19 protein-coding genes are annotated in these 25040 nt (G+C 63.8%); 2 read left to right on the forward strand and 17 right to left on the reverse strand.

All coding sequences use genetic code 11. The features are described 5' to 3' along the window. Positions 1-34: 34 nt before the first annotated feature. The 4 genes from J7655_RS02455 to J7655_RS02470 all read right to left on the reverse strand — a co-directional run bounded on the left by J7655_RS02455 (position 35) and on the right by J7655_RS02470 (position 6043). Positions 35-517 carry a GreA/GreB family elongation factor gene (locus J7655_RS02455; protein ID WP_230926407.1) on the reverse strand — a complete coding sequence of 161 codons (483 nt, stop codon included), beginning with the start codon at positions 515-517 and terminating at the stop codon, positions 35-37. Positions 518-696: 179 nt separating this feature from the next. Then, on the reverse strand, positions 697-2487 hold the full coding sequence (locus J7655_RS02460) for a diguanylate cyclase (protein ID WP_230926408.1): 1791 nt from the start codon (positions 2485-2487) through the stop codon (positions 697-699). A gap of 105 nt (positions 2488-2592) precedes the next feature. Then, on the reverse strand, positions 2593-4779 hold the full coding sequence (gene yccS, locus J7655_RS02465) for a YccS family putative transporter (protein ID WP_230926409.1): 2187 nt from the start codon (positions 4777-4779) through the stop codon (positions 2593-2595). A gap of 79 nt (positions 4780-4858) precedes the next feature. Beyond that, the gene (locus tag J7655_RS02470) at positions 4859-6043 is read right to left on the reverse strand and encodes a BaiN/RdsA family NAD(P)/FAD-dependent oxidoreductase (protein WP_230926410.1); all 1185 of its coding nucleotides are present in this window, start codon (positions 6041-6043) and stop codon (positions 4859-4861) included. 196 nt (positions 6044-6239) lie between these two features. Here J7655_RS02470 and J7655_RS02475 point away from each other — a divergent pair, with 196 nt between their 5' ends. Further along, on the forward strand, positions 6240-6968 hold the full coding sequence (locus tag J7655_RS02475; RefSeq protein WP_230926411.1) for a substrate-binding periplasmic protein: 729 nt from the start codon (positions 6240-6242) through the stop codon (positions 6966-6968). On the opposite strand, the gene J7655_RS02480 is transcribed toward J7655_RS02475, so the two are convergent. The 10 genes from J7655_RS02480 to J7655_RS02525 all read right to left on the reverse strand — a co-directional run bounded on the left by J7655_RS02480 (position 6969) and on the right by J7655_RS02525 (position 19887). After that, positions 6969-8204, reverse strand: a complete 1236-nt coding sequence (locus J7655_RS02480; protein WP_230926412.1) for a diguanylate cyclase domain-containing protein — start codon at positions 8202-8204, stop codon at positions 6969-6971. It abuts the gene before it with no gap. Positions 8205-8244: 40 nt separating this feature from the next. Then, positions 8245-9621 (reverse strand): ATP-dependent RNA helicase DbpA, encoded by a 1377-nt coding sequence (gene dbpA, locus J7655_RS02485; protein WP_230926413.1) that lies wholly within the window; start codon positions 9619-9621, stop codon positions 8245-8247. 49 nt (positions 9622-9670) lie between these two features. Further along, positions 9671-11095, reverse strand: a complete 1425-nt coding sequence (gene mdtD / locus J7655_RS02490; protein WP_230926414.1) for a multidrug transporter subunit MdtD — start codon at positions 11093-11095, stop codon at positions 9671-9673. 266 nt (positions 11096-11361) lie between these two features. Continuing rightward, positions 11362-13059, reverse strand: coding sequence for a choline dehydrogenase (gene betA / locus J7655_RS02495; protein ID WP_230926415.1), 1698 nt, complete (start codon positions 13057-13059; stop codon positions 11362-11364). A gap of 145 nt (positions 13060-13204) precedes the next feature. After that, the gene (betB, locus tag J7655_RS02500; RefSeq protein ID WP_230926416.1) at positions 13205-14677 is read right to left on the reverse strand and encodes a betaine-aldehyde dehydrogenase; all 1473 of its coding nucleotides are present in this window, start codon (positions 14675-14677) and stop codon (positions 13205-13207) included. Positions 14678-14867: 190 nt separating this feature from the next. Next, positions 14868-15458, reverse strand: a complete 591-nt coding sequence (betI, locus tag J7655_RS02505; protein WP_230926417.1) for a transcriptional regulator BetI — start codon at positions 15456-15458, stop codon at positions 14868-14870. A gap of 311 nt (positions 15459-15769) precedes the next feature. Further along, the gene (locus J7655_RS02510) at positions 15770-16621 is read right to left on the reverse strand and encodes a glycine betaine ABC transporter substrate-binding protein (protein WP_230926418.1); all 852 of its coding nucleotides are present in this window, start codon (positions 16619-16621) and stop codon (positions 15770-15772) included. 208 nt (positions 16622-16829) lie between these two features. Beyond that, positions 16830-17774: a choline ABC transporter substrate-binding protein gene (locus J7655_RS02515; protein WP_230926419.1), complete on the reverse strand. Its 945-nt coding sequence runs from the start codon at positions 17772-17774 to the stop codon at positions 16830-16832. Between the two features lie 30 nt (positions 17775-17804). Continuing rightward, the gene (locus J7655_RS02520) at positions 17805-18689 is read right to left on the reverse strand and encodes an ABC transporter permease (RefSeq protein ID WP_230926420.1); all 885 of its coding nucleotides are present in this window, start codon (positions 18687-18689) and stop codon (positions 17805-17807) included. After that, on the reverse strand, positions 18682-19887 hold the full coding sequence (locus J7655_RS02525) for a quaternary amine ABC transporter ATP-binding protein (RefSeq protein WP_230926421.1): 1206 nt from the start codon (positions 19885-19887) through the stop codon (positions 18682-18684). The genes J7655_RS02520 and J7655_RS02525 overlap by 8 nt, the downstream gene beginning before the upstream one ends. Before the next feature lie 1307 nt (positions 19888-21194). Between J7655_RS02525 and gbdR the strand changes: the two genes are divergently transcribed. Continuing rightward, complete coding sequence (gene gbdR, locus J7655_RS02530) at positions 21195-22289, forward strand: choline metabolism transcriptional regulator GbdR (protein WP_230926422.1); 1095 nt, start codon at positions 21195-21197, stop codon at positions 22287-22289. A gap of 231 nt (positions 22290-22520) precedes the next feature. Here the strand turns inward: gbdR and J7655_RS02535 are convergent, their stop codons facing one another. The 3 genes from J7655_RS02535 to etfA all read right to left on the reverse strand — a co-directional run bounded on the left by J7655_RS02535 (position 22521) and on the right by etfA (position 24893). Beyond that, positions 22521-22772 (reverse strand): hypothetical protein, encoded by a 252-nt coding sequence (locus J7655_RS02535; RefSeq protein WP_230926423.1) that lies wholly within the window; start codon positions 22770-22772, stop codon positions 22521-22523. A gap of 55 nt (positions 22773-22827) precedes the next feature. Further along, positions 22828-23601: an electron transfer flavoprotein subunit beta gene (etfB, locus tag J7655_RS02540; protein WP_230926424.1), complete on the reverse strand. Its 774-nt coding sequence runs from the start codon at positions 23599-23601 to the stop codon at positions 22828-22830. A gap of 62 nt (positions 23602-23663) precedes the next feature. Beyond that, on the reverse strand, positions 23664-24893 hold the full coding sequence (gene etfA, locus J7655_RS02545; RefSeq protein WP_230926425.1) for an electron transfer flavoprotein subunit alpha: 1230 nt from the start codon (positions 24891-24893) through the stop codon (positions 23664-23666). Positions 24894-25040: the final 147 nt, after the last annotated feature.

Here is a 25040-nt window from a genome sequence, read left to right on the forward strand (position 1 = left end):
GTATCTACCCAACCATAGCCCGGATAGTTCCCGCTTACTCGACGCTGAGCACCTCGAAGGATTGTGCGCCGCCGGCCATGGGCAGGCTGATTTCATCGCCTGGCCCCTTGCCCAGCAGGGCACGGCCCAGTGGTGCGGTGCTGCCGAGTACCTGAATCGAGTGACCGGTCTGCTGCAGCTTCATGCTCGCGCCCTGTGGGCCGAGAAACAGCCAGCGCCGCTGATTTTGGGCGTCGGCCAGCTCTATCAGGGCACCCAGCTCGATGCCCTGAGCCTCGTCGAACGGACGCGGGCGCAACTGGCGCCAGGTAATCAGCGTCTGCCGCAGCTCTTCGACGCGACGCGCCTGGCCGCTGGCCAGGTAGGCCGCTTCCAGCCCCAGGGTGTCGTACTTGTTTTCGGCGACGTTCTCTTCGTGTGTCGCCGCTTCATGGGCGGTGACGGCGGCGAGGGTGGCCTGCTCGAGGTCGCTCTGCAGATGGCTGAGTACGTCTTGCAGCAGCAGATTTTTATCCATGGTGTGCTATCGGGTTCGAGTTGATGAAGAGGCGAAAGCCTGACGTCGATCAGGCAGGGCTGCCAAGGCTGCCTTGTTTAGGAGCCCCGCCCCGGGACGAAGCTTTTCTGCGGCGTCAAACTCCGATTCGCGGCGGGGCGCCGCTCCTGCAGAGTCGATGGGTAGGCTGTGGCACCTGATCACGGGGATTGGCTGGCCAGGCGTACGCGGTTGCGACCCTCGGCCTTGGCCTGGTACATGGCGGCGTCGGCCAGGCGAATCAGGTGGGTGGCTTCGTCGTCGCCATGGCTCAGGGCGATGCCGATGCTGGCGCTCACACGCACGCTACGATCTTCCAGGTGCATCGGCGTGTCCAGCCCTTCCAGCAAGCGTCTGGCCAGATCCTGGGCATCGTCTGCCGACTGCACGTTCTCGCAGACCACCACGAACTCGTCGCCACCCAGGCGCGCCGGCAGGTCACCATCGCGGATGTACTGGCGCAGACGCTGGGCGATCTCGGTCAGCACCTGGTCGCCAAAGCCATGGCCATGCCGGTCGTTGATCGGCTTGAAACCGTCCAGGTCGATCAGCATCAGCGCGAGCAGTTCGTGGCGCCGCCGGCTGCGTGCCAGTGCCTGATCCAGGTGCTGCTGCAGGGCCGTGCGATTGGCCAGGCCGGTCAGTGGGTCCTGCAGGGCCAGTTCACGCAGACGCAGATTGGCCTGCTCCAGTGCCTGGGTGCGCTCGGTGACGCGCTGCGCCAACACCTGCTCGTTGAGTTGCAGGGCTGCCTCGCGCTGGCGTTTGTGCTCGTTGAAGCGTGCCGCCAGGGCGAAGGACAGCAGGATCATTTCCAGCCCCGAGCCGATCTGCATGGCGTACAGGGTGAGGAAGTTCGACGGGATCAGGGCGAAGTTGCGCAGTGCCAGCAGCCCCGCTCCGCTGAGCAGCGTCAGCCAGGCCAGGGCGAACAGGCGTGCGCCAGGCACCCGGTAGCCAACGCAGACGAAACTGGTCAGCAGTAGGGTCAGTGTGGCGATCAGGCCGGTCAGTGACATCAATTGCAGTGCACGCTGCAGCGGCAGCAGCACGCTGCCGAGCAAGGCCATGCCAATCGCCAGGCATAGCAACAGCAGCCCCTTGTCCCAATGCGGCAGCCACTGGCGGGTATCGAGAAAGCTGCGGGCGAATACCACCGACAGCAACGCGGCTGCCACCAGGCTGACCGGCAGGATGCGGTTGCTCCAGGGCGCGCCTTCAGACCACAGGTATTGCGCGCCGAGGCCATTGAGTGACAGCACGCTGAGGGCAAAGGCGCACATGAACAGCACGTAGTTGAGAAACGGCCGTTCACGCAGGGCCAGATACAGCAACAGGTTATACAGGCCCAGCGCGACCAGTACACCGCAGTAGATGGCATGTGCCAGATAGCCGCGCTGGCTGTGCTGCTCGAAATCGCGCAAGGACATCAGCGCACCACTGAGGGTCATGCTGCCGCGTGAGTCGACACGCAGGTACAGCGTGCGCTGCTCATCAGGTTGCAGGCTGATCTCGAAGACCGGGTTGCGGTGGCCAATGGCGCGCTCGCGGTAAGGCACGGTATCGCCACTGCGCGCTTCGCGTACTGTGCCGGCAGCCACATCGTAGAGGCGTACTTCATCCAGTGAGGCGTAGTTCAGCTCCAGGCGCCAGTGCAGGGGCTCCTGGGCGATTGACTGCAATTCCAGGCGCAGCCACACCACGCCGTCTACATAACCAAAACCCAGGCCATCACGTGCATGGGCAGGCAGGAAGGCGGCTGTATCAGCCTGCACCTCGGCGAGGCTCATGGCGGCCTGGGGATCTTCCAGGTAGCTGGCCACATCCTGCAGGTCGATGGGCGGCGTATTCTCGTCCAGCCGGGTCAGGGCATGCGCTTCAGGCAGCAGCAGGCACAGGGTCAGGAACAACCACAGCAGGGGAAAGCGTGCAGTTGAGTGGGCTGCAGACATCGCTTGAGGCCGAGAGAATGGGGGTGACTTGAATACTGGCAGAAAGATGGCGCTTGTCGTTAGCCGCTGGCAAAAAAACCAGGATCTCGGATAAGTGGCGCTGTTTTACGGCTCCCTGCGTCGCCCGGATTCTTTTCCCAGGTGCGCCGCCAGGGTGCGCAGCGGCGCGAGTTGGCGGCAGATCAGCGCCAGTTGCGTCTGCACCAGACGCTGGCGTTCGTCGGTGTCATCGGCGATCTGTTCCAGGCTTTGCGCCAGTGCCTGTTCTTCGTCGCTGTGGATGGCCAGAGGCTGCTCGCCGCGCAGGCCGCTGGCGATCTGCTCGAGGCTGCTGGCCAGCGCTTCGGCCTGTTCCAGCAACTGTGCCTGGGCTGCCTGCGGCAACTGTTCGCCACGGTGCGCGCCAAGTCCGGAAAGGTAGCTGAGCAGGGTGTGCGACAGTACCAGGAAGCGAAAGCCGAGGTCGGCATCCCTGCGGAAGTGGCCCGGCTCCATCAGCATGTTGCCGAGGGTGGTGGACAGCGCCGCATCGGCGTTGTGCGCGTTGCGCCGGGCCAGGCGGTAACCGAGGTCGTCACGCTTGCCGTGGGCGTACTGGGCGATGATCTGCCGCAGGTAGGCGCTGTTGCAGCTCAGGGTGCTGGCAAGCATGCGCCCCAGGCGTCGGCCTTGCCAGTCCGGCAGGATCAGGAACACCGCCAGCCCGGCGATCAGGCCGCCGAGCAGGGTGTCGACCAGGCGCGGCAGGAACAGGCCGTAGCCATTGCCGATCTGATTGAAGCAGAACAGCACCAGCAGGGTGATCGCTGCCGTGGCCAGGGTGTAGCGCGTGCTGCGCGTGGCGAAGAAGGCGACCCCGGCGACCACGGCGAACAGCGCCTGGATACGCGGATCAGGGAACAGGTCGAACAGTGCCCAGCCGAGGCCCAGGCCGAGCAGGGTACCGGTGATACGCTGCACCAGTTTCAGACGCGTGGCGCCGTAGTTCGGCTGGCAGACGAACAGGGTGGTGAGCAGGATCCAGTAACCCTGGGTCGGGTGAATCAGGTGCAGCAGGCCGTAGCCGGCGGCCAGGGCGATGGCCAGGCGCAGGGCATGGCGAAACAGCAGCGAGGTCGGTGTCAGTTGCTGGCCGATCCGTTCGATGACCTCGCGCAACGAATGCGGTTCGCGATCGAGCAGGCTGTTGTCCTGCTCATCGGCCAGGGCATCGGGGTTGCTGGCGTTGCTCAGCAGTTGATCGAGCGTGGCCAGGTTGCCGGCCAGTGCACCGAGCGAGCGCAGCAGGCGGCGCCAGGCCGGGTTGCTCTGCAGGTGCAGGTGGTCGAGCGAGGCATGCAGGTCTTCCAGCGCCTGGCTGCACAGTTCGCGGTACTCGAACGGCTGACGCAACTCGATGGCGCTGCCCAGACGCTGGCAGGCTTCGCCGTGCAGGCGCAGCAGGCGCTGGCAGCGAAACAACACGTCGCTGTGAAAGAAGGCTTCGGCCAGTTCGTTGTAGGGGTAGTGCGAGGAGCTGGCGCGCTCGTGGATGTCCTGGGCGAGGAAATACAGCTTCAGGTAGCGATTGACCTTGGGCCCGGGGCGGCCATTGCCGACCCGGTGCAGGATGATCTCCTTGGCCGCATTGAGCGCCGACACCACGCGCCCGTTCTGCTGCGCCAACTCCAGCCGGCGCTGCTCGACGTCCAGTTGGCGCACGGGCTCGAACAGTGCAGCCTTGAGCTTGAGGTACTTGCCCAGTTCGCGAAACAGCCGGGCCAGGCTCTGTTGTACCGGCTGATGGGCAAACAGCCCGTGCCAGACCACCGACAGCAGGCCATACCAGGCCGCGCCTGCTACCAGCAGCAGCGGCTCCAGCCACAGACCGGCAACACCGCCGCGCTGTTCGACGCCGATCATGCTGTACACGGCGAGAATCAGGGTGCCGGAGCCGAGGGTGGCAAAGCGTTCGCCCAGGGCACCGAGCAGGGTCAAGCAGAACGCTGACAGCGCCAGGGCGATGACGAACAGCCATGGATAGGGAAAGAGAAATTCCACCGCATAGGCCGCCGCACTGAAGCAGGCCAGGGTGACCAGCACTGCGCCGAGGCGACCTTGCCAGCTGTCGTCGGTCTCGGTCAGGGCGCTGGCGATGATGCCCAGAAACAGCGGGATCAGGGCGTGTGTCCAACCCTGCCACCCGCACAGCGCCAGGGCGCCTGCCAGGGCGATGAACACCCGCAGGCTGGTGCTGAACTTGTCCAGCGCCCAGAGGCGCCGCAGTGATTGACGAAGACGAGGGCGGGGCATGCGAGGTCTGATTCGGGGCGATGCGTGCAGACTACCGGAACTTTGCGCTCACTGGGTATGCGCTGAGGTTACGCAGGCGCTAGACATACTGTGCGGCGGCATAACCCGAGGCCCAGGCCCACTGGAAGTTGAAACCGCCAAGGTGGCCGGTGACATCCAGCACTTCGCCAATGAAATACAGGCCCGGCACCTTGAGCGACTCCAGGGTCTTGGATGACACCTCGTCGGTGTTCACGCCGCCCAGGGTCACCTCTGCGGTACGGTAGCCCTCGGTGCCGGCCGGTACCAGTTGCCAGTCGGAGAGCCTTTCGGCAATCGCCTTGAGTTCACCCGGGGTGTACTGCTTCAGCGGTTTGTTGGTGAACCAGCTGTCGACCAGCAGGGTCGCCATCTTCTTGGTGAACAACTCGGCCAGCAGGGTTTTCAGCTCGCTGTTGCCGCGTTCGCGCTGCTGCGTGGCCAGCCACTCGAGCAAGTCGATATGCGGCAACAGGTCGATATGCACGGTGTCGCCCGCCTGCCAGTAGGACGAGATCTGCAGGATCGCCGGGCCGGACAGGCCGCGGTGGGTGAACAGGATGTTCTCGACGAAACTCTGGCCGTTGCAGCTCACCCGGCAGTCCTCCACCGAGGTGCCGGACAGCTCCGTACACAGCGTCTTGAGCTGCGGATCGGTCAGGGTGAAGGGCACCAGCCCGGCGCGGGTCGGCAAGACCGCATGGCCGAACTGCCTGGCCACCTGATAGCCGAAGCCGGTGGCGCCGAGCGTCGGGATCGACAGACCACCGGTGGCGATTACCAGCGACTGGCAGGTAACGGTGCCCAGGTCGGTTTGCGCGCGAAACCCCGCGTCGGTTTTGTCGATACCCTGCACAGCGGTATCCAGACGAATTTGCGCGCCGGTTTCGGCGCATTCGGCCAGCAGCAGCTCGAGAATGTCGCTGGACTTGTTGTCGCAGAACAACTGGCCGAGCTTCTTCTCGTGATAGGGCACGCCATGCTTGGCCACCAGGCTGATGAAGTCCCATTGAGTGAAGCGCGCCAGCGCCGATTTGCAGAAATGCGGGTTGCCGGAGAGAAAGTTGCCCGGCTCGCAATACAGATTGGTGAAGTTGCAGCGCCCGCCACCGGACATGAGGATCTTCTTGCCAGCCTTGTTGGCATGGTCGAGCACCAGCACGCGGCGGCCACGGGCCGCCGCACTGGCGGCGCACATCAGGCCGGCGGCGCCCGCGCCGATGATCAGTACGTCGGTTTGCAACACGATATGTCCTCAGATGAAACGGCGGGCTACGCGAAAACCGCTGCAGTTTACCCGAAGCCGCCCGCTACCGGCGTTGCCGGCCCCCCCGGTACGGCAGGTGATGTTGCCTGGGTGACTATTATCGGTGATGACGCAGTGACGATTGCGACAGTGCCTGCTATCACTAGAACTGTTCATTCAAAATGGGTCTGCCCCAATGCCCGCGCGCGCCTGGCTATTGCTCCTGCTGCTCTCGCCAGCACTGGCTGTGGCTGAGCTATTGCAACTGGTGGCCGATCCCTGGCCGCCGTTCAACGATCAGCGGCTACCTGGCAAAGGGCTGGCCAGCGATCTGGTGGAGCAGGCACTGGTCCGTGCCGGCTACACCACCAGCTATGTCGAGGTGCCCTGGGAGCGTGCGGTACTGGGGCTCAAGCGTGGTGATTACGACGTGCTGATCAACGCCTGGTACAGCGTCGAGCGCGCCGAGTACGGTTATTTTTCCCAGCCTTATCTGCTCAATCGCATCCGTTTCATGCAGCGCAAGGGCAGCAGTATCCGCTTCGAGACCCTGGCCGACCTCTATCCGCACAGCATCGCGGTGGTCAGAGGCTATGCCTACTCGAAAGCGTTCGATAGCGATCCACTGTTGCGCAAGGTCGGCGTCGGCAGTTTCGAGAGTGCGGCGCGCATGCTGCATGCCGGGCGTGTGCAACTGGCGCTGGAGGACGAGCTGGTGGCGCGCTTCGTGCTCGGGCGCTCGTTGGCCGGCATTCGCGATGAGCTGGAATTTCTGCCCCTGCCCTTGAGCGAGAACGGCCTGCATATTCTGGTACGGCGCAGTCTGGCCCGGCATCGCGACATCGCTCAGCGTTTCGATGCGGCGATCGAGGCCATGCACGAAGACGGCAGCTACGCCGCGACGCTGCAGCGCCACGGTTTCTGATCAGGCCTGTACGGTGCGTGCACGGCCCTGCTGCTTGGCGCGATACAGGCGCATATCCGCTTCGTGCAGCAGGCTTTCCAGATCTTGCGGCTGGCCCTGGTAGAGCCCGGCGCTGAACGAGAGCGGCGGCGCACCGACCGTGTAATGCAGGCCCGCGCATTGCTGGCGCAGCCTGTCCAGCGCCTGCGCCACATGCAGGGCTTCGTGCAGGCTGAGCACGGCAAATTCCTCGCCGCCCAGGCGCCCCAGGAGCATGCCCGGCAGGGCATTGCTCATCGCCCGGGCGAACACCACCAGGGCGCTGTCACCGCTGGCGTGGCCGAAGCCATCGTTGATCTGCTTGAAGTGGTCGATGTCGAGCATGGCCACGCTGACTTCGCGATTTTCGCGTTGCGCCTGCTGCAGCAGCTGCATGCCCTGTTCGTAGAAGGCGCGGCGATTGTTCAGGCCGGTCAGGGCATCGAACTGTGCGGCCTTTTTCAGGGCGCGCAACAGGTCGCGGCGCTCCAGGGTCGACATCACCCGGCAATTCAGCTCTTCCGGGCAGAAGGGCTTACGCAGGAAGTCGTCGGCGCCGTGCTTGATGAACTGCGCGCTGAGCGAGCCCTTGGGGTCGGCGGACACGCCGATGATGATCAGGTCATTGAGGCGCAGCTTCTGGCGCAGTAGTTTGACCAACTCGAAACCGCTGACGCCGGGCATGGCGTGATCGAGTACCAGCAGGTCGAGGTCCGGGTGTTGATTGAGCTGGCGCAGGGTTTCCTTGCCGTCACTGGCCTCGATGATCTGGTAGTGGTGCGGCTCGAGGATGTGACGGATGTAGTGACGCTGCGCGCTGGAGTCGTCGGCGATGAGAATCTTGATATGGCTGTTGTGATCCAGCCGGTGCAGCAAGCGGAAGGCGTACTCGTAGGAATGCTGGCTTTCCTTGAGCACGTAATCGACCACGCCCTTCATCAGCAGCTCGTCGCGGCGCTGCTCGTTGTAGCTGCCGCTGAGCACGATGCACGGCAGGTGGTAGCGCATCACCAGATCGACGCTTTCGCCATTGGGCGCATCCGGCAGATGCAGGTCGACGATGGCGGCGAAGAACAGCGAAGCGGAGGTTTCCAGCATCACCTCGGCCTCGGCCAGCGAGGCACAGAAAATCGGTTGCAGGTCACTTTCCTGGCGGAACAGATGTTCGAGGATTTTCAGAACCAGCGAGCTGTCTTCGATGACCAGGATATTGCGCATTGATGACTCCGGCCCGGGCCGTTTGATCGTTGTGTCAGCCTTACAACAAGCGTACTCGCAGCGTCCGGCCTTTGATCTTGCCTTCGCTGAGACGTTTGAGTGCCTGGCGGGCCACGTCGCGCTGTACTGCGACGAAGGCCTGGTAGTCGAACAGGGTGATTTTGCCGACCTGATCGCCGGAAATGCCCGCGTCGCCGGTCAGGGCGCCGAGGATATCGCCAGGGCGCAGTTTTTCCTTGCGTCCGGCGCCGATGCACAGCGTGTGCATCGGCGGTAGCAGCGGCTCGCCTGCTGACCTGGCAGCAGGCAGTGGATACCAGGCCAGCGCCTTGCCCTGCAGGGTTTCGATGGCCTGCGCGCGTGCGGCTTCGGCCGGCGTCACCAGGCTCAGGGCCAGGCCCTTCTCGCCGGCGCGGCCACTGCGGCCAATGCGGTGGATATGCACCTCGGCATCGCGCGACAGCTCGACGTTGATCACCATTTCCAGACCCGCAATATCCAGCCCGCGCGCAGCGACATCGGTGGCCACCAGAACACTCAGGCTACGATTGGCGAACAATGCCAGCACCTGATCACGTTCGCGTTGCTCCAGGTCACCATGCAGGGCCGCGGCGGAAATCTTCTCGGCCTCCAGTTGTGCGGCCAGTTCATCGCATTGCTGGCGGGTGGCACAAAAGGCCACCGCCGGTTGCTTGCGAAAATGCCGCAGCAGGGTGCTGACCGCTTCCATACGTTGGCTCGGCGCTATTTCGTAGAAGCGCTGCTCGATCTGCCCGTCGTCGTGCTGCGCCTCCACTTCGACCCGCTCCGAGCTACGCAAGAAACGTGCGGCAAGCTGCTCGATGGCGGGCGGATAGGTGGCGGAGAACAGCAGGGTCTGGCGGCGTGCCGGGGTCTGCTCGATGATGTCGGCGATGCTGTCGATAAAACCCATGTCGAGCATACGGTCGGCTTCGTCGAGTACCAGGGTATTGAGCCCATCGACTTTCAGCGTGCCTTTGCGCAGATGCTCCTGCACCCGTCCCGGCGTGCCGACGATCACGTGCGCACCATGCTCGAGCGAGCCGATCTGCGGGCCGAAGGGCACGCCGCCGCAGAGGGTAAGCACCTTGATGTTGTCGGCAGCACGGGCCAGGCGGCGGATTTCCTTGGCCACCTGATCGGCCAGTTCGCGTGTCGGGCACAGCACCATGGCCTGGCAGCCGAAGTAGCGCGGGTTGAGCGGGTGCAGCAGGCCGATGCCGAAGGCTGCGGTCTTGCCGCTGCCGGTCTTGGCCTGGGCGATCAGGTCGCGGCCCTTGAGAATCAGCGGCAGGCTGGCGGCCTGGATGGGCGTCATCTCGGCATAGCCGATGGCGGCGAGATTGGCCTGCATGGCGGCAGAAATGGGCAGGCTGGCGAAGGCAGTAGCGGTCACGGCAAGAGCTCGGGGGTGAAGAAACAGGCCGGCAGTGTAACAGGCCCGCTCATTCGTCCGCTGAAACCTCGATATTGCGCCCGCTACGGCCATCTTTCGTGTCCAGTTGCAGGAAGATCGCCGCTGCCAGCATCGATAGCAGGCCAACGCACAGGTAGGTCGCCTGGAACGCCTGCAGCACATGGCCGTTGTCGCCCAGCTCGCGGCTGAAACCGCTGAGCAGCGCCGCCGCCGAGGCCACGCCAAGGCCCATCGCCAACTGCACCACCACCGACAGCAGGCTGTTGCCGCTGCTGGCTTCGCGGTTATCCAGATCGATCAGGGTCACGGTATTCATCGCGGTGAACTGCAGCGAGTTGCAGGCGCCGATCAGGCTGAGCTGGATGATCAGTTGCAGCGTCGAGGTGTCGCCGTCGACCAGGGCCAGGCTGGCGATCAGGGCGCCGAGCAGCAGGGTATTGCCGGTCAGGATATTGCGGTAGCCGAGACGTTCGATCAGCGGCCTGGCCAGCGGTTTGGCGGCCATCGCCGCCAGCGCCAGGGGGATCAGGCTCATACCGGCCTGGGCCGGTGAATAGCCCATCGCCAGTTGCAGCAGCAACGGCGTGAGAAAGGGCAGGGCACCGCTGCCCAGACGGGCGAACAGGTTGCCGATGATGCCCACGGCGAAGCTGCGGGTATGGAACAGCGCTGGCGAGAACAGCGGCTGTTCGATGCGCCCGGCGCGCAACCAGTAGGCGGCCAGGCAGGCCATGCCGCCGAGCAACAGCAGCACCACGCGCATGGTTGGCAGGTGCAGCTCGCCGAGGCCTTCCAGGGCGACCGTGATCAGCAGCATGGCGGCGCCGAACAGGAGAAAACCGACGCTGTCGAAACGGCTGCGTTCCGGCCCGCGCAGATCCGGCATATGCCGATGTACCGCCCAGCAGCCGAGCAGCCCCACCGGCAGGTTGATCAGGAAGATCCAGTGCCAACTGGCCACTTCCACCAGCCAGCCGCCCAGGCTCGGGCCGATCAGCGGGCCGAGCAGGCCGGGCAGGGTGATGAAGCTCATGATCCGCACCAGTTCCGAGCGCGGATAGGCACGCAGCACCACCAGGCGCCCGACCGGCATCATCAGTGCGCCGCCGAGGCCCTGGATGACCCGTGCGCCAATCAGCATGCTCAGCGACTCTGCCAGTGCGCAGAGCAGCGAGCCCAGGCTGAACAGGGCGATGGCGCCGAAGAAGATGCGCCGCGTGCCGAAGCGGTCGGCGATCCAGCCCGACGCCGGGATCAGCAGCGCCACGGTGAGCATGTAGGCAATCACCACCGACTGCATGCGCAGCGGATCTTCGTTGAGATCGCCGGCCATGGCCGGCAGCGCGGTGTTGAGGATGGTGCCGTCCAGCGTCTGCATGAAGAAAGCGATGGCGACGATCCAGGGCAGCAGGCGGGCGGTGCGTGGGTCGAGCGAGGGGAGGCTGGTCTGCATGAGGCGTCCGGCAGTGGTTGGCGGCGATGACCTGTACGCCATTATCGCTGGCTATGCCCTCGTTCGACGGCAGCGCCGTAAATAAATTCACAACGCCACGCAGGCGTCGAACCGGCTGGCACCGGCAGAAGCCTGGCTGGAGCAGCAAGCCTGGTGTTATCTGCGTAATGGGCGGGCGTCGTCGCTGTAAAAGGGCGAATGAATACGCGCCTGCAGAGACTGGGCGTATTCACTCGCGAGGGGGTAGCGCAACTGCTCGGTTGTGATCAGGCCACAGACACTGACCGCTGAGCTTGCCCGCGCGCCGGCCGCTCACCGGCGACGAAATAGGGTGCGTTACTGCGTGGCAGTGGCTGGCGCCCACGAATGCGGTCAGCGATCTTCTCGGCCATCATGATGGTGGTGGCGTTGAGGTTGCCGGTGATGATCTCCGGCATGATCGACGCATCCACCACGCGCAGCCCCTGCACGCCATGCACGCGGCCCTGGCCATCGACCACCGCCATCTCGTCCTCACCCATCTTGCACGAGCAGGACGGGTGGTAGGCCGTTTCGGCATGATTGCGGATGAAGTCATCCAGCTCGGCATCGCTTTGCACGTGCGCGCCGGGGCTGATTTCGCGGCCACGGTACTTGTCCAGGGCGGGCTGGGCCATGATCTCGCGGGTGATGCGGATGCCGTCGCGGAACTCCTGCCAGTCCTGTTCATGGCTCATGTAGTTGAAGAGGATGCTCGGATGTTCGCGCGGGTCGCGCGACTTGAGGCGAATGCGGCCACGGCTCGGCGAGCGCATCGAGCCCATGTGCGCCTGGAAGCCGTGTTCCTGCACACCCTTGCTGCCGTTGTAATTGATCGCCACCGGCAGGAAGTGGTACTGGATGTTGGGCCAGGCGAAGTCCTCGCGGCTGCGAATGAAACCGCCGGCCTCGAACTGGTTGCTGGCGCCCAAGCCTTTGCCGCGAAACAGCCAGTTGGCACCGATGGCGGGTTGGTTCCACCATTTGGTCGCCGGGAAGATGGACACCGGCTCCTTGCAGGCGTACTGCAGATAAAGCTCGAGGTGATCCTGCAGGTTCTCGCCGACGCCGGGCAGATCCTGCACCACAGGGATGTCGAATTCACGCAGCAGAGCCGCCGGGCCGACGCCGGAACGCTGCAGGATCTGCGGCGAGGCGATGGCGCCGGCGCACAGCAGCACTTCGCGGCGGGCATGAACGTTCAGTGGCGTGCGGTCGTCGCCCTGCAGATAGGCCACGCCAATGGCGCGCTTGCCATCGAAGAGGATGCGGTCGGTGGTGGCGTGGGTGACGATGGTCAGGTTCGCGCGCGCGCGGGCCTGATCCAGATAACCGCGTGCGGTGCTGGCGCGCCGGCCTTGCGGCGTCACCGTGCGATCCATCGGGCCGAAGCCTTCCTGCTGGTAGCCGTTGAGGTCATCGGTGCGTGGATAACCAGCCTGCACGCCGGCCTCGATCATGGCGTGGAACAGTGGGTTGTTGCCGTTCTTGGGTGTGGTCACGCTGACCGGCCCGTCGCCGCCGTGGTAATCATTGGCGCCGATATCGCGGCTTTCCGCCTTGCGGAAATACGGCAGACAGTCGTGGTAGCTCCAGTCTTCCAGCCCTTTGGCCGTGGCCCAGTTATCGAAGTCCATGGCGTTGCCACGGATGTAGCACATGCCGTTGATCAGCGATGAGCCGCCCAGCCCCTTGCCGCGCCCGCACTCCATGCGGCGGTTGTTCATGTACGGCTCCGGCTCGGTTTCGTAGGCCCAGTTGTAGCGCCGGCCCTGTAGCGGGAAGGCCAGGGCAGCGGGCATCTGGGTGCGAAAGTCCAGGCGGTAGTCCGGGCCGCCGGCTTCGAGCAGCAACACGCTGACGTCGGCATCCTCGGTCAGGCGAGTGGCCAGGACGTTACCGGCCGAGCCGGCACCGATGATGATGTAATCGTATTCCTGGGTCATGCTTCCTCCTGTTGCCCGGCTGTTATCCGGGAAAACGCGAGTGACAGTTCCCGAATTGCATCCGGGCTACGGGGCGGCTTTCTTTGTGGGAGCGGATTCATCCGCGATGCTTTTCGCGGCTAAAGCCGCTCCCACGCTAGGGGGCTCAGAACACCGAGGCGTAATCGCCCATTTCCAACTGCACCGACTTGATGCGGGTGTAGTGGCCGAGGGTGACCAGGCCGTTCTCGCGGCCAACGCCGGACTGCTTGTAGCCACCCACCGGCATCTCGGCCGGCGATTCGCCCCAGGTATTGATCCAGCAGATGCCGGCTTCCAGCTTGTGGATGACCCGGTGCGCGCGATTGAGGTCGCGGGTCACCACGCCGGCGGCCAGACCGTAGGTGGTGTCGTTAGCGCGGCGGATCACTTCTTCCTCGTCGTCGTAGATGAGGATGCTCATCACCGGGCCGAAGATTTCCTCGCGGGTGATGGTCATGTCGTCCCGGCAGTCGGTGAACACGGTGGGGGCAACGTAGGCGCCCTTGGCGTAGTCGCCGTCGGTGACGCGCGCACCGCCGATTAGCAGGCGCGCGCCTTCGCTGCGGCCTTTCTCGATGTAGCCGAGCACGCGCTCCATATGGGCGAAGCTCACCAGCGGGCCGAAATTGGTGGCGTCAGCCAGCGGGTCGCCGAGGCGGATGCGTTTGACCCGCTCCAGCACCTTGCTCTCGAAACGCGCCTGCAACATGCGCGGCACGAACACGCGGGTGCCGTTGGTGCACACCTGGCCGGAGCTGTAGAAGTTGGCCATCACTGCGATATCGGCGGCGCGGTCGAGGTCGGCGTCCTCGAAGATGATCAGCGGCGACTTGCCGCCCAACTCCATGGTCACCTCCTTGAGGCTGGAACTGGAGGCACTGGCCATCACCTTCTTGCCGGTGACGGTGCCGCCGGTGAAGGAAATCTTCTCGATGCCTGGATGCTCGGTGAGCCATTGGCCCACAGTGCTGCCCAGCCCGGTGACCACGTTGAACACACCGTTCGGCAGGCCCGCTTCGGTATAGATCTCGGCCAGTTTCAGCGCAGTCAGCGAGGTGACTTCGCTGGGCTTGAAGGTCATCGCGTTGCCAGCGGCCAGGGCTGGTGCGGACTTCCACAGGGCGATCTGGATCGGGTAGTTCCACGCGCCGATACCGGCCACCACGCCCAGCGGTTCGCGGCGGGTGTAGACGAAGGAGGTTTCGCGCAGCGGAATCTGCTCGCCTTCGATGGCCGGGATCAGGCCGGCGTAATACTCCAGCACGTCGGCGCCGGTGACGATATCGACGTAGCGGGTTTCGGAAAGCGGCTTGCCGGTGTCGAGGGTTTCCAGCTCGGCCAGCTCATCGTTGCGCGCACGGAGGATGTCCACCGCCTTGCGCAGGATGCGCGAGCGCTGCATGGCGGTCATCGCCGCCCACACCTTTTGCCCTTCGGCGGCGCTGGCCACCGCGTGGTCCACGTCTGCCTGGCTTGCGCATTGCACCTTGGCCAGCACCTCGCCCGTGGCCGGGTTGATGCTGTCGAAGGTTTCTCCACTGCTGGCGGCGACGTACTGGCCACCGATGTAGAGCTGCTGTTCGGCGAAACGTGGCATGGGCTGTCCTCTGTCTTCGATCTGCTTGGAGAACAGCCTATTTTATTTAAATTGAACGATCAATCAACAAAAACGACAGGGCGCCGCCAATCACGACATGGCCAGGCGGTTATTGCGTAGAGCCGTTAACGGGTAGGGTGGGCTTTAGCCCACCAAGGTCATGCGCGTGAGGCCTCGCCGCCGGCAACCCCTAACGGGCCTTGGCCAGCTGCAGGTCGAGGTAGTCGTAGGCGATGCGGCGGGCCTGTGCGGTGTCGAAGGCCTTGCCGGACAGCGCCCCGCGTAGCCACAGGCCGTCGATCAGCGAAGCCAGCCCGCGGGCGGCCTGGCGTGCCTGCTCCTGCGGCAGCGCGCGGTGGAACTGGCCGCAGAGGTTGGAATAGAGGCGGTGGTCATTGACCCGTTGCAGCCGGCGCAGGGCGGGCTGGTGCATGCTGCTGGCCCAGAACGCCAGCCAGGTTTTCATCGCCGGGCCGCTGACCTGGCTGTCGTCGAAGTTGCCGTCGATCATTGCGCGCAGGTGGGCGCGCGGGCTGTCATCGCTCAGCGCCTGGCGTCGTTCGGCCACGGCATCGCGCAGTGCCTGCATCAGGTGGCGCATGGTGGCTTCGAGCAGGCCGTTCTTGTCCTTGAAGTAGTGACTGATGATGCCGTTGGAAACCCCGGCCAGACGGGCGATGTAGGCGATGCTGGCATCGGCCATGCCGACCTGGTCGACGGCTTCCAGGGTGGCGGCGATCAGTTGCGAACGACGAATGGGCTGCATGCCGACCTTGGGCATCGGGCTCTCCATGGGGGACAGGAGGGCGCAGTCTAGGCGGATTTTTATTGATCGATCAATTACAGGGCGAGGCAAGCAGAAACGACAAAGCGGGCCGAAGCCTAATAGCAGTCAGTTAAGGCTGTACGCGTTTGGCTCCCCTCTCCCGTTTACGGGAGAGGGGTTGGGGGAGAGGGCCGCAATACCGCGAAACGGCCATTTACCCCTCTCCCTAACCCTCTCCCGAGAGGGGACGACTGATCGTAGCCAGTCGGGCGCTTAACTGATCGGTATTAGGCCGCAGCCCGCTTTGAGGCGTTACGCGTCGGTGCTTATTTCAGCCACTCGGCGACGCGCTCCGGGTTGGCGGCGATCCAGTCCTTGGCCGCCTGCTCCGGCTTGGCACCTTCACGAATGGCCAGCATCACCGAACCGACTTCTTCTCCACTCCAGGACAGCTTGGCAAGGAAGGCGGCAGCGTCGGCAGCCTTGTCCTTCAGCTGCGGGTTGGCCACGGTGTCGACGCGTTCGTCATCGCTGAAGACTTTCTTCGGATCTTCGAGGAAGCGCAGTTTCCATTTGGCGAACATCCAGTGCGGAATCCAGCCGGTAACCACGATGGGCTTCTGTGCTTTCTCGGCGCGGGTCAGGGCGGTGGCCATGGCCGGGCCGGAGCTGGGCATCAGCTTGATGCTGGCCAGGTTGTATGCCTTGATGGCGTCTTCAGTGCGGCGCATCACGCCGGCACCGGCGTCGATGCCGGTGATCTTGCCGTCGAAGTCCTTGGCGTATTTTTCCAGGTCTTCGATGCTCTTGGCTTCGACATAGTCCGGCACGATCAGGCCGATCTTGGCACCGGAGTAGTTGGTACCGAGGATTTCCACCTTGTCCTTGAGCTTGTCGAAGTACTCGCCGTGGGTGGCCGGCAGCCAGGCGGAGAGGGTGGCGTCGAGGTCGCCTCGGGCCACGCCCTGCCACATGATGGCGGGTTCGACCGGCTTCAGTTCGACCGTGTAGCCGAGTTTGCTGTGCAGAATTTCACCGGCGACATGGGTGACGGCGACGCTGTCATCCCAGCCGTTGACGTAGCCGATTTTCAGGGTGGGTTTGTCGGCGGCCAGGGCGCTGCCCATGCCGATGGCCAGGGCGGCAGCGCCGAGGCAGAGTTGCTTGAGTACGCGCATATTTGTTGTGCTCCATCAGTGAGTGGCAGTTGCAAGATCGTTGACTGGCTCGTTCTCATTGCGGGCCTTGCGAATCCGTATTGCGCAGCAGATTGCCGGTTCGCGGGCAAAGCCTCCCCGTCACGGCCAGACATCAGCCGCTAATGGTTGTTGGGGAGGCGTTCGGGCTCGAACCCCGAGAGGCGAGCCCGAATCGGGTCGTGGCTGGTTACAGCCCTACGTGTTTTTTCACGGCGGCAACGCCGTCCTGGCCGTCGAAGGTGGTCACGCCGCTCAGCCACTGGTCGAGGATCGCCGGGTTGGCCTTGATCCATTCCTTGGCGACGGTCTGCGGGTTTTCCTTTTCCAGCACCTTTTCCATCAGCTGGCTTTCGATCTCGACGGTGAACTGCAGGTTGTTCAGCAGTTTGCCGACGTTGGCGCAGCGCGCTTCGTAATCCGGTGGTACCACGGTGTAGACCTTGGCCGCGCCGTAGTCGGGGCCGAACACGTCGTCACCACCGGACAGGTAGGTGATGTCGTACTGGGTGTTCATCGGGTGCGGCGCCCAGCCGAGGAAGACCACCGGCTCTTTTTTGCGCATGGCGCGCGATACCTGCACCAGCATGCCGGCCTCGCTGGACTCGACCATGCGGAAGCCGCCAAGGTCGAACTGGTTGTTCTTGATCATGCCGTCGATCAGCAGGTTACCGTCGTTACCCGGCTCGATACCGTAGATCTTGCCGCCGAGCTGATCCTTGAACTTGGCGATGTCCTGGAAGCTCTTCAGGCCGGCCTCTGCTGCGTAGGTGGGCACCGCCAGGGTGTACTTGGCGCCTTCGAGGTTGGCTTTCTCCAGCACCTTGACGCCACCGTCCTTGAGGAAGGGCTCGATCACCGAATCCATCGACGGTGCCCAGTAGCCGAGGAAGGCATCGATCTGACCATTCTTCACCCCGGTGAAGGCGATGGGCACCGAGGCCATGATCTTGCGCGGCTGATAGCCCAGGCCTTCGGCCAGGGTCATGGCCACGCCAGTGGTGGCGGCGATGTCGGCCCAGCCGATCTCGGCGAAACGCACCTGTTTGCAACTGGCCGGCTCGGCGGCCATGGCACCTTGCATCAGTGCGCAGGACAGCAGGCCGATGGCGGCGGTGGTCTTGATCGTTTTCATCTGCGGTTCCCTGTGAAGTGAAAAAACCGATTAAGTGGACTGGCGCTGCAGCTTGCCACTGACCCAGGCGAATAGGCCGCGTTTGTTGGTTTGCGGCGTGCCGAAGCTTTCGGTGATGCGGTCGAGGATGATCGCCAGCAGCACCACGGCCATGCCGCTCTCGAAGCCCAGGCCGATGTCCAGGCGCTGGATGCTCGCCAGCACATCGTTGCCCAGGCCGCCGGCGCCGACCATCGAGGCGATGATCACCATCGACAGGGCCATCATGATGGTCTGGTTGACCCCGGCCATGATCGACGGCATGGCATTGGGCAGTTGCACCTTGAACAGCAACTGGCGGCTGGTGCAGCCGAAGGATTGACCGGCCTCGACGATTTCCTTGTTCACCTGGCGGATACCCAGGCTGGTCAGGCGCACGGCTGGCGGCATGGCGAAGATCACCGTGGCGATGATGCCTGGTACGCGACCAAGGCCGAAGAGCATGGCAGCCGGGATCAGGTAGACGAACGCCGGCATGGTCTGCATGAAGTCGAGAATCGGCCGGATGATGGTCGCCACGCGCTCGCTGCGTGCTGCCCAGATGCCCAGCGGGATGCCCAGCAGCAGGCTGATCAGGGTCGAGGAGAAGGTCAGGCCGAGGGTGACCACGGTCTGCTCCCAGAAGCCGGTCATGACGATGAGAATGAAGGCCACCGCAGTGAATACCGCGAAGCGTGCGCCAATGCGCCACAGGCCGAGGGCGACGAAGATGGCGATCAGCAGCCAGGCCGGCGGCAGCATGAGCAGCGCCTCGATGGCTTCGGAGAAGCCGCTGACGACCTTGCCGATGCTGTCGAAGGCGCCGCTGTAGTTGTCCAGCAGGTGTTGAACGACGTCGTTGACCCAGCTGCCCAGGTCGAGTTTCTTGTCACTCATGGGATTCCCCCTGCAGTCGGGTCAGCAGGCGGCCCTTGCTGATGGCGCCGCAGTAGTGGCCGTCGGCGTCGACCACCGGGATCGGCCCTTCGTTGTCCACCAGGCGGGTGATGACGTGCTCCAGCGGCATGTCTTCGGGTACCGGTACGACCTGCTTGAGCGCATCGGCTTCGAGTGGTCGGGGTTCGTCGCCGTCGACCATCAGGGCGATCTTCTCTAGGCTGATGGAGCCCTGGAAGTGGTTGTCCTCGTCGACGATGAAGGCGTAGTGCTTGTCCAGCGCCTGCAGCTCCTTGCAGATGCGCGTGGCGTCCGGCGCCTTGCCGTTGTGCACGTAGGTCGGCACGCTGTCGGCCTTGAGCTGGCCGGCGGTGAGGTAGCGGCTGGTATCGACGGTGTCGAAGAAATTGCGCACATAGTCGTTGGCGGGCTTCTCGATCAGCTCCTGCGGGGTGCCGACCTGGATCAGTTTGCCGCCTTCCATGATGCCGATGCGGGTGCCGATGCGCATGGCCTCTTCGATGTCGTGCGAGACGAAGATGATGGTGCGGCGGTGGGTCTTCTGCAGCTCCAGCAGCACGTCCTGCATCTCGCGGCGCTTGAGCGGGTCGAGGGCGGAAAACGCCTCGTCCATGATGATCATCGACGGGTTCACCGCCAGTGCGCGGGCCAGACCGACACGCTGCTGCATGCCGCCGGACAGTTCATGCGGGTACTTGTGGGCGAAGGTGTCCAGACCAACCTGTTCGAGCACTTCCATGGCGCGCTTCTCGCGCTCCTTGCGGCCTATGCCTGCCACTTCCAGGCCGAAGGCGGCGTTGTCCAGCACGCTGCGCGAAGGCATCAGGGCGAAGGACTGGAAGACCATGCTCATGTCACGCCGGCGCAGGTCGATCAGCTGCGACTGCGGCAGTTTGGCGACGTTCTGCCCGTCGATGTAGACATCCCCGGCGCTGGGTTCGACCAGGCGGTTGATCAGGCGGATCAGGGTGGATTTGCCGGAGCCGGACAGGCCCATGAGGACGAAGATCTCACCTTCCTCGACGCTGAACGATACATCGCTGACACCGATCACCGCGCCCTTCTCGGCAAGGATCTTGTCCTTGCTCCAGCCTTCCTTGAGCAGGTCGATGGCTTCTTGTGGGTTTGAGCCGAAAACCTTGTACAGGTGTTCGACCACGATCTTTCCAGACTGCATGGGACGTTTCCCCTTCAAACGATCTCGTTGGCGCAGACATGGCGGATACGCGTCGACGAAGCGTAGACCAACCATGGCGGGCCGCTGGCACCCTCGCGGGTGTTTGCTGAGTTTTTGCCTGGTGAGCGTTATGCGGCAGTGGCTTGCAGCCGCACTCAGACACGCTGCAACGACCGCACCATGCTGGGACTGCTGCCCGCTGCGTCGTCGAGTGATGATGAGTGAACCTTGCCTTGCCGTGCTGCAAACCGCTTTCCAAACCCTCTGGCAGTGTTTTGAACCCAGTCCCTTGGGGGTTCATGCTCCATCCTGGAACATGCGTACATCCGAAATTTCTTGTTGGGCTGGCGCCCGTCATGAGGGGCGGCCAGCGCTTGTCTGTTCTTCGGCCCGGGGCGGAGGGCCCCAGTCTGCCAGCTTCCCGTGAAGTGGCAGCGACGTGATCAGCTGATTCAACGATATCGCCTTGGAGTCTGCGCAATTGTCGGTTTGCGACTCTGACGTGTTGGGCGACGACATAGCACTGTCCGCTGCGTATGTGCCGTTTTCCACTCGAACTCGCCTGGGCGAAAAGTGAGTGGTTTGGCTGCACGCTATAAAAACCATAACAGACTTTTTTACCCCCAGGTCAAGCCTGGAAGCCGCGCCGGGCGTGCTTTTCAGCGTTTTCATCAGGCTACAGCCGCCGTTTTACGGGGGCTGTAGCTGTGTTGAAAAAAATTGACAGCAAGCTGAGAGAAAAGGTTCTCGGGATGCCTGTCAAAGTGTTTGTCCGAGCCAAGCCCGCAGGGCTTTGAATGCATCTCAGAAAACTCTCATATATCTTTATTTTTGTTGTTTTTTTACGATTTTTACTGAAATTAATACACTTTTCAGGCTTTTTCGGTGCGTCTTTCCTGTCTATGGCCGGACGTGCGGGCGCTGCTGTGCGTGTGCTGCTGGCGTGCTGTTGGCGGCAGCGATTCATGCTGGTGCGATTGGCTGTGCAGAGTAACTGATTGGCGATTTTTTGGTGCGTGCGGCTATGCATGTGTCGTTACCCGTGACGCGTTACTGATCGATAACCTGCCTGATACGTGGACTGCTACCGAAATGCTCAGCGTCTGCTGGCCGGCTTATCTGCCTGGAGAGGCGAACCGCTGGAGAGCCCGTATCCCGAGCGCATGATTTTTATTGAACGCATGAACAATTTAGGCATGACCTTTGCGTTGTCATGGGTACACCGCTGGCTGGTGTCAGCGCCATGAAAAAACCAGGACCTGTGCGTTCGCGTGGGTCGCTACCGTGCTTTGCGTGAGGGATCCACTATGTCGCAGTCCGCCCAGGGGCCTCAGCCTCAGAACCGTGTCACCCAGTCCGTTGGTTTTCTGTTGCTGGACAATTTCACCCTGATTTCCCTCGCCTCGGCGATTGAGCCTCTGCGCATGGCCAACCAGCTTTCCGGCAAGGAGCTGTACCGTTGGCACACCCTCACTCACGATGGTTTGCCGGTCTGCGCCAGCGATGGTCTGCAGATCACTCCGGACGCTGCCATGCAAAAAGCGCCGACGCTGGATGCGGTGATCGTCTGTGGTGGCGTGGATATTCAGCACAGCGTCAAGCGTGAGCATGTCAGCTGGTTGCAACTGCAGGCGCGCCAGGGTCGCCAGCTCGGTGCCGTGTGCACGGGTAGCTGGGCGTTGGCCAAGGCCGGTCTGCTCGATGGCTACGATTGCAGCGTGCACTGGGAGTGCCTGGCCTCGATGCAGGAAGCCTTCCCGCGTGCGGCCATCACCACCCGCCTGTTTTCCATCGACCGCAACCGCAATACCTCGTCCGGCGGCACTGCGCCGATGGACATGATGCTGCACCTGATCGGCCAACAGCATGGCCGCGAGCTGGCGGCCGGTATCTCGGAAATGTTCATCTACGAGCGCATCCGCAACGAGCAGGATCACCAGCGTGTGCCGCTCAAGCACATGCTCGGCAGCAACCAGCCCAAGTTGCAGGAAATCGTCGCGCTGATGGAGGCGAATCTGGAGGAGCCGATCGACCTCGACGAACTGGCCTGCTTCGTCGACATCTCCCGTCGCCAACTCGAGCGCCTGTTCCAGAAGTACCTGCACTGCTCGCCGTCGCGCTACTACCTGAAGCTGCGCCTGATTCGTGCACGGCAACTACTCAAGCAGACCAGCATGTCGATCATCGAAGTGGCGTCGGTCTGCGGCTTCGTATCCACCCCGCATTTCTCCAAGTGCTATCGCGAGTATTTTGGCATTCCGCCGCGCGACGAGCGTGCCGGCCAGCAAGGCAACAACCTGGTGATGCTGCTGCCGATTCCCGAGCAGCAGGTCAACTCCAGCGCGGTACTGGCGCTCAACCGTGCGCAAGGTGAGTCGACCTTTGCCAGTGTGCGTATCTGAATCGAGCGGCAATGAAACGGGGCGCCATTGGCGCCCCGTTTTCGTTTTCAGTGGTAATTGTTTCGGTGGGCTAAAGCCCACCCTACGTATGAAACGGATCGCCGTCCGGCCTACCTACGCGGTGCGCTGTAGTCGATGTAGGGTGGGCTTTAGCCCACCAACCTCTGCCTTGTAGGCCTTTGGTCGGCCGAGGCGGATCGCTCCCGGCGCACTCGGCAAGTCTTAAGCAGATCAAGCCGGCTTCGGCACTAGCGCCGGCAGCAGGTGGCGGCTGATGGCCTCACGCACGTTCGGCAGCAGGGTGGCACTGCCGCCAAGCAACTCTTCCACCAGTCGGCGCAGGGCCACGGCGCGTTCGGCGCTGAGGCCGCTGACGGCCAGTTCGCAGGCCTGCTCGGGCGTGACGCCGGGCGGAATGCTCAGGCCTAGCGCGATCAGGCGTTCACGGAAGTCTTCCTGGTCGATCAGATCGGCATGCATCATGGTCGTGGCTCCTTGTGGCGAGGCAGGCGCTGCGCAGTTGGTCTTCAGCCCTCGGTCAGCGCAGAACCCCTTCTTCGATCAATAGTTTGAAGATAGCCTCTGCACCTTCCTGTGGCGAGACGTCCTTGAGGATCTGGCCGCCGCCACCACTGGCTTTGGCCGTCGCCGCCTTCATCCGTTCCGCGCCGGTCTTGGCCTTGATCACCTTCAGGCGCTTGGGCCTTGGCTTGGCCGGCTGCAGGCTGGCCTCGGCCAGCAGGGCGTCATCCACCACGGTGACTTCGTGGGCTTCGATCTGCCCGCGTCGCGCCGGGCCGAAGGCGCTTTGGCGAGCGACCGGGGCGGCGTTGTCGACGCTGGCGACGCATGGCAGGCGCACCTTGAGGCGGCGCCGTTGGCCGCGCGGCAGGGCTTGTAGCACCTGGGCGACGCCGTTTTCGACCTTCTCCACTTCCGCCAGGCCGACCACCATCGGCCAGCCTAGGCGCTCGGCCAGCAGGAACGGCAGCATGCCGGAGCCTTCGCCGGTTTCCGCCTGGCTGCCGGTGAGCACCAGCTGCGTGCGGCTGCCTTGCAGGTAATCGACCAGCAGCGGCAGGGCGTCGGCGCCTTCCGGTTGTTCCAGCACATCAAGCTGCTCCAGACCCATGCCCAGATAACCTCGCAGGGCTTCGGCCTGCGGGTCGCCGGCGTGCAGCAGTTGCAGATTCTGACCGCCCAGGCGCAGGCCAAGCTCCACCGCGCGGGCGTCCTGCTCGGCGCGGCGTGGGCGGCCCGAGGTCGGGTGGGCGCCGACCGAGACCAGAGCGACGATATTCAGATCAGTCATGGTGTCCCCGTAGCCCGGATGCAATCCGGGAAAGCTGATGGTGACCCCGGATCGCATCCGGGTTACGCAGCATCACGTTTTCCTGCCTGGCGCCAGGCAGCAACGTGTTCGATCAGTGCGGCAAGGATCGCCGCCGAGTCGCCGATCACCGAAAGGTCGGCGCGTTTGATCATGTCGCAGCCGGGGTCCATGTTCACCGCCACCACCTTGTCGCAGGCGCCGATGCCCTGCAGATGCTGGATGGCGCCAGAAATACCGACGGCCAGGTAGACGCGGGCGGTGACCCAGGTACCGGTGGCGCCTACCTGGCGGTTGCGCGGCATGAAGCCGTCGTCGACCGCGACGCGTGAGGCGCCTTCGGTGGCGCCGAGGGCAACGGCGGCCTGGTGGAACAGCTTCCAGTTCTTCACGCCGTTGCCGCCGGAGAGGATGAACTCGGCTTCGGCCATGGGAATCTGTGCAGGGTCGACGGCCACCGGGCCGAGATCTTCGACGCGTGGCAGGCTGTGGGCGATTTTTTCGGCCAGCTCCAGGGTGCGGGCTTCATGACGAGTGTCGCTGACCGGCTCGGCGCATTCGGCGGCAGCCAGGATCAACCGTGGCAGCGCGCGCTGGATATCCTGCTGGCCACTGCCGGCACGGCCGATGGCCTGCTCGCCGGCGACCTGCCAGACGCGCGTCGCCGGGCGCTCACCGAGCTTGGCGGCAAGGCGTCGGCCCAGCTCGCCGCCACCGGTGCGGCTGTCGGGTAGCAGCCAGTGACGCGGTGCCAGTTGGCTCTCCACGGCGCTCAGCGCCAGTACGCGGGCTTCTGGGGCGTAGCCGTCGAAGGCATCGCCGACGATACGCAGCAGACGGTCGACGCCGGCCGTGTCGAAAGCGCTTTCCTTGTCTTCACCGAAGATCACGGCAACTACGGCACCGCTATCGCCGGCCAGCTTGCGCGCCAGTCCGAGCAGATCCTTGTCATGGCTGGACAGACGGCCACCGACCATGTCTGGCACCACGCAGATGTGGAAGGCCGGTTGCTCGACCACGTGCAGCGGCAGTTGCACCTCGACACTGGCACTGCTGCGTTTGCCGCTGGTGCCCTGCTGGGCGCCGCTGCGGTCGATACGCTTGAGCCCGGCGGGGCCGATGAAACCGGCGGCGATGGCGTGCGGGTTCTTGCGGATGATGCCGTTGGGGCCCATCCAACTGGTTTCGGCCTTCTGCATCGACGCATGCAACGGGTGCAGGCGGTTGCGGGCGATCCACTCGGCGCGAGGGTCGCGGCGGATGATGTCGCTCATGCTGCGTTCTCCTGGTCAGGCACGGACGGTTCCCTCGCCCCCTTGGGGGAGAGGGTTAGGGAGAGGGGGAAGCAGGCGACGTTGTGGTGGCCGGACATGCCATCTCCCCCGGCCCCTCTCCCGCAAGCGGGAGAGGGGAGGCAAGCG

This window comes from Pseudomonas wenzhouensis (assembly GCF_021029445.1).
Lineage (GTDB): Bacteria > Pseudomonadota > Gammaproteobacteria > Pseudomonadales > Pseudomonadaceae > Aquipseudomonas > Aquipseudomonas wenzhouensis.

Bases quoted from the DNA above. Each gene is read 5' to 3' on its own strand.
- J7655_RS02510 (WP_230926418.1), bottom strand. From the start codon at position 16,621: ATGCGCGTACTCAAGCAACTCTGCCTCGGCGCTGCCGCCCTGGCCATC.
- J7655_RS02515 (WP_230926419.1), bottom strand. From the start codon at position 17,774: ATGAAAACGATCAAGACCACCGCCGCCATCGGCCTGCTGTCCTGCGCA.
- J7655_RS02525 (WP_230926421.1), bottom strand. From the start codon at position 19,887: ATGCAGTCTGGAAAGATCGTGGTCGAACACCTGTACAAGGTTTTCGGC.
- yccS (WP_230926409.1), bottom strand. From the start codon at position 4,779: ATGCCCCGCCCTCGTCTTCGTCAATCACTGCGGCGCCTCTGGGCGCTG.
- J7655_RS02460 (WP_230926408.1), bottom strand. From the start codon at position 2,487: ATGTCTGCAGCCCACTCAACTGCACGCTTTCCCCTGCTGTGGTTGTTC.
- J7655_RS02480 (WP_230926412.1), bottom strand. From the start codon at position 8,204: ATGCGCAATATCCTGGTCATCGAAGACAGCTCGCTGGTTCTGAAAATC.
- etfB (WP_230926424.1), bottom strand. From the start codon at position 23,601: ATGACTGATCTGAATATCGTCGCTCTGGTCTCGGTCGGCGCCCACCCG.
- J7655_RS02455 (WP_230926407.1), bottom strand. From the start codon at position 517: ATGGATAAAAATCTGCTGCTGCAAGACGTACTCAGCCATCTGCAGAGC.
- J7655_RS02475 (WP_230926411.1), top strand. From the start codon at position 6,240: ATGCCCGCGCGCGCCTGGCTATTGCTCCTGCTGCTCTCGCCAGCACTG.
- etfA (WP_230926425.1), bottom strand. From the start codon at position 24,893: ATGAGCGACATCATCCGCCGCGACCCTCGCGCCGAGTGGATCGCCCGC.
- mdtD (WP_230926414.1), bottom strand. From the start codon at position 11,095: ATGCAGACCAGCCTCCCCTCGCTCGACCCACGCACCGCCCGCCTGCTG.
- J7655_RS02520 (WP_230926420.1), bottom strand. From the start codon at position 18,689: ATGAGTGACAAGAAACTCGACCTGGGCAGCTGGGTCAACGACGTCGTT.
- betA (WP_230926415.1), bottom strand. From the start codon at position 13,059: ATGACCCAGGAATACGATTACATCATCATCGGTGCCGGCTCGGCCGGT.
- betB (WP_230926416.1), bottom strand. From the start codon at position 14,677: ATGCCACGTTTCGCCGAACAGCAGCTCTACATCGGTGGCCAGTACGTC.
- gbdR (WP_230926422.1), top strand. From the start codon at position 21,195: ATGTCGCAGTCCGCCCAGGGGCCTCAGCCTCAGAACCGTGTCACCCAG.
- betI (WP_230926417.1), bottom strand. From the start codon at position 15,458: ATGCCCAAGGTCGGCATGCAGCCCATTCGTCGTTCGCAACTGATCGCC.
- J7655_RS02535 (WP_230926423.1), bottom strand. From the start codon at position 22,772: ATGATGCATGCCGATCTGATCGACCAGGAAGACTTCCGTGAACGCCTG.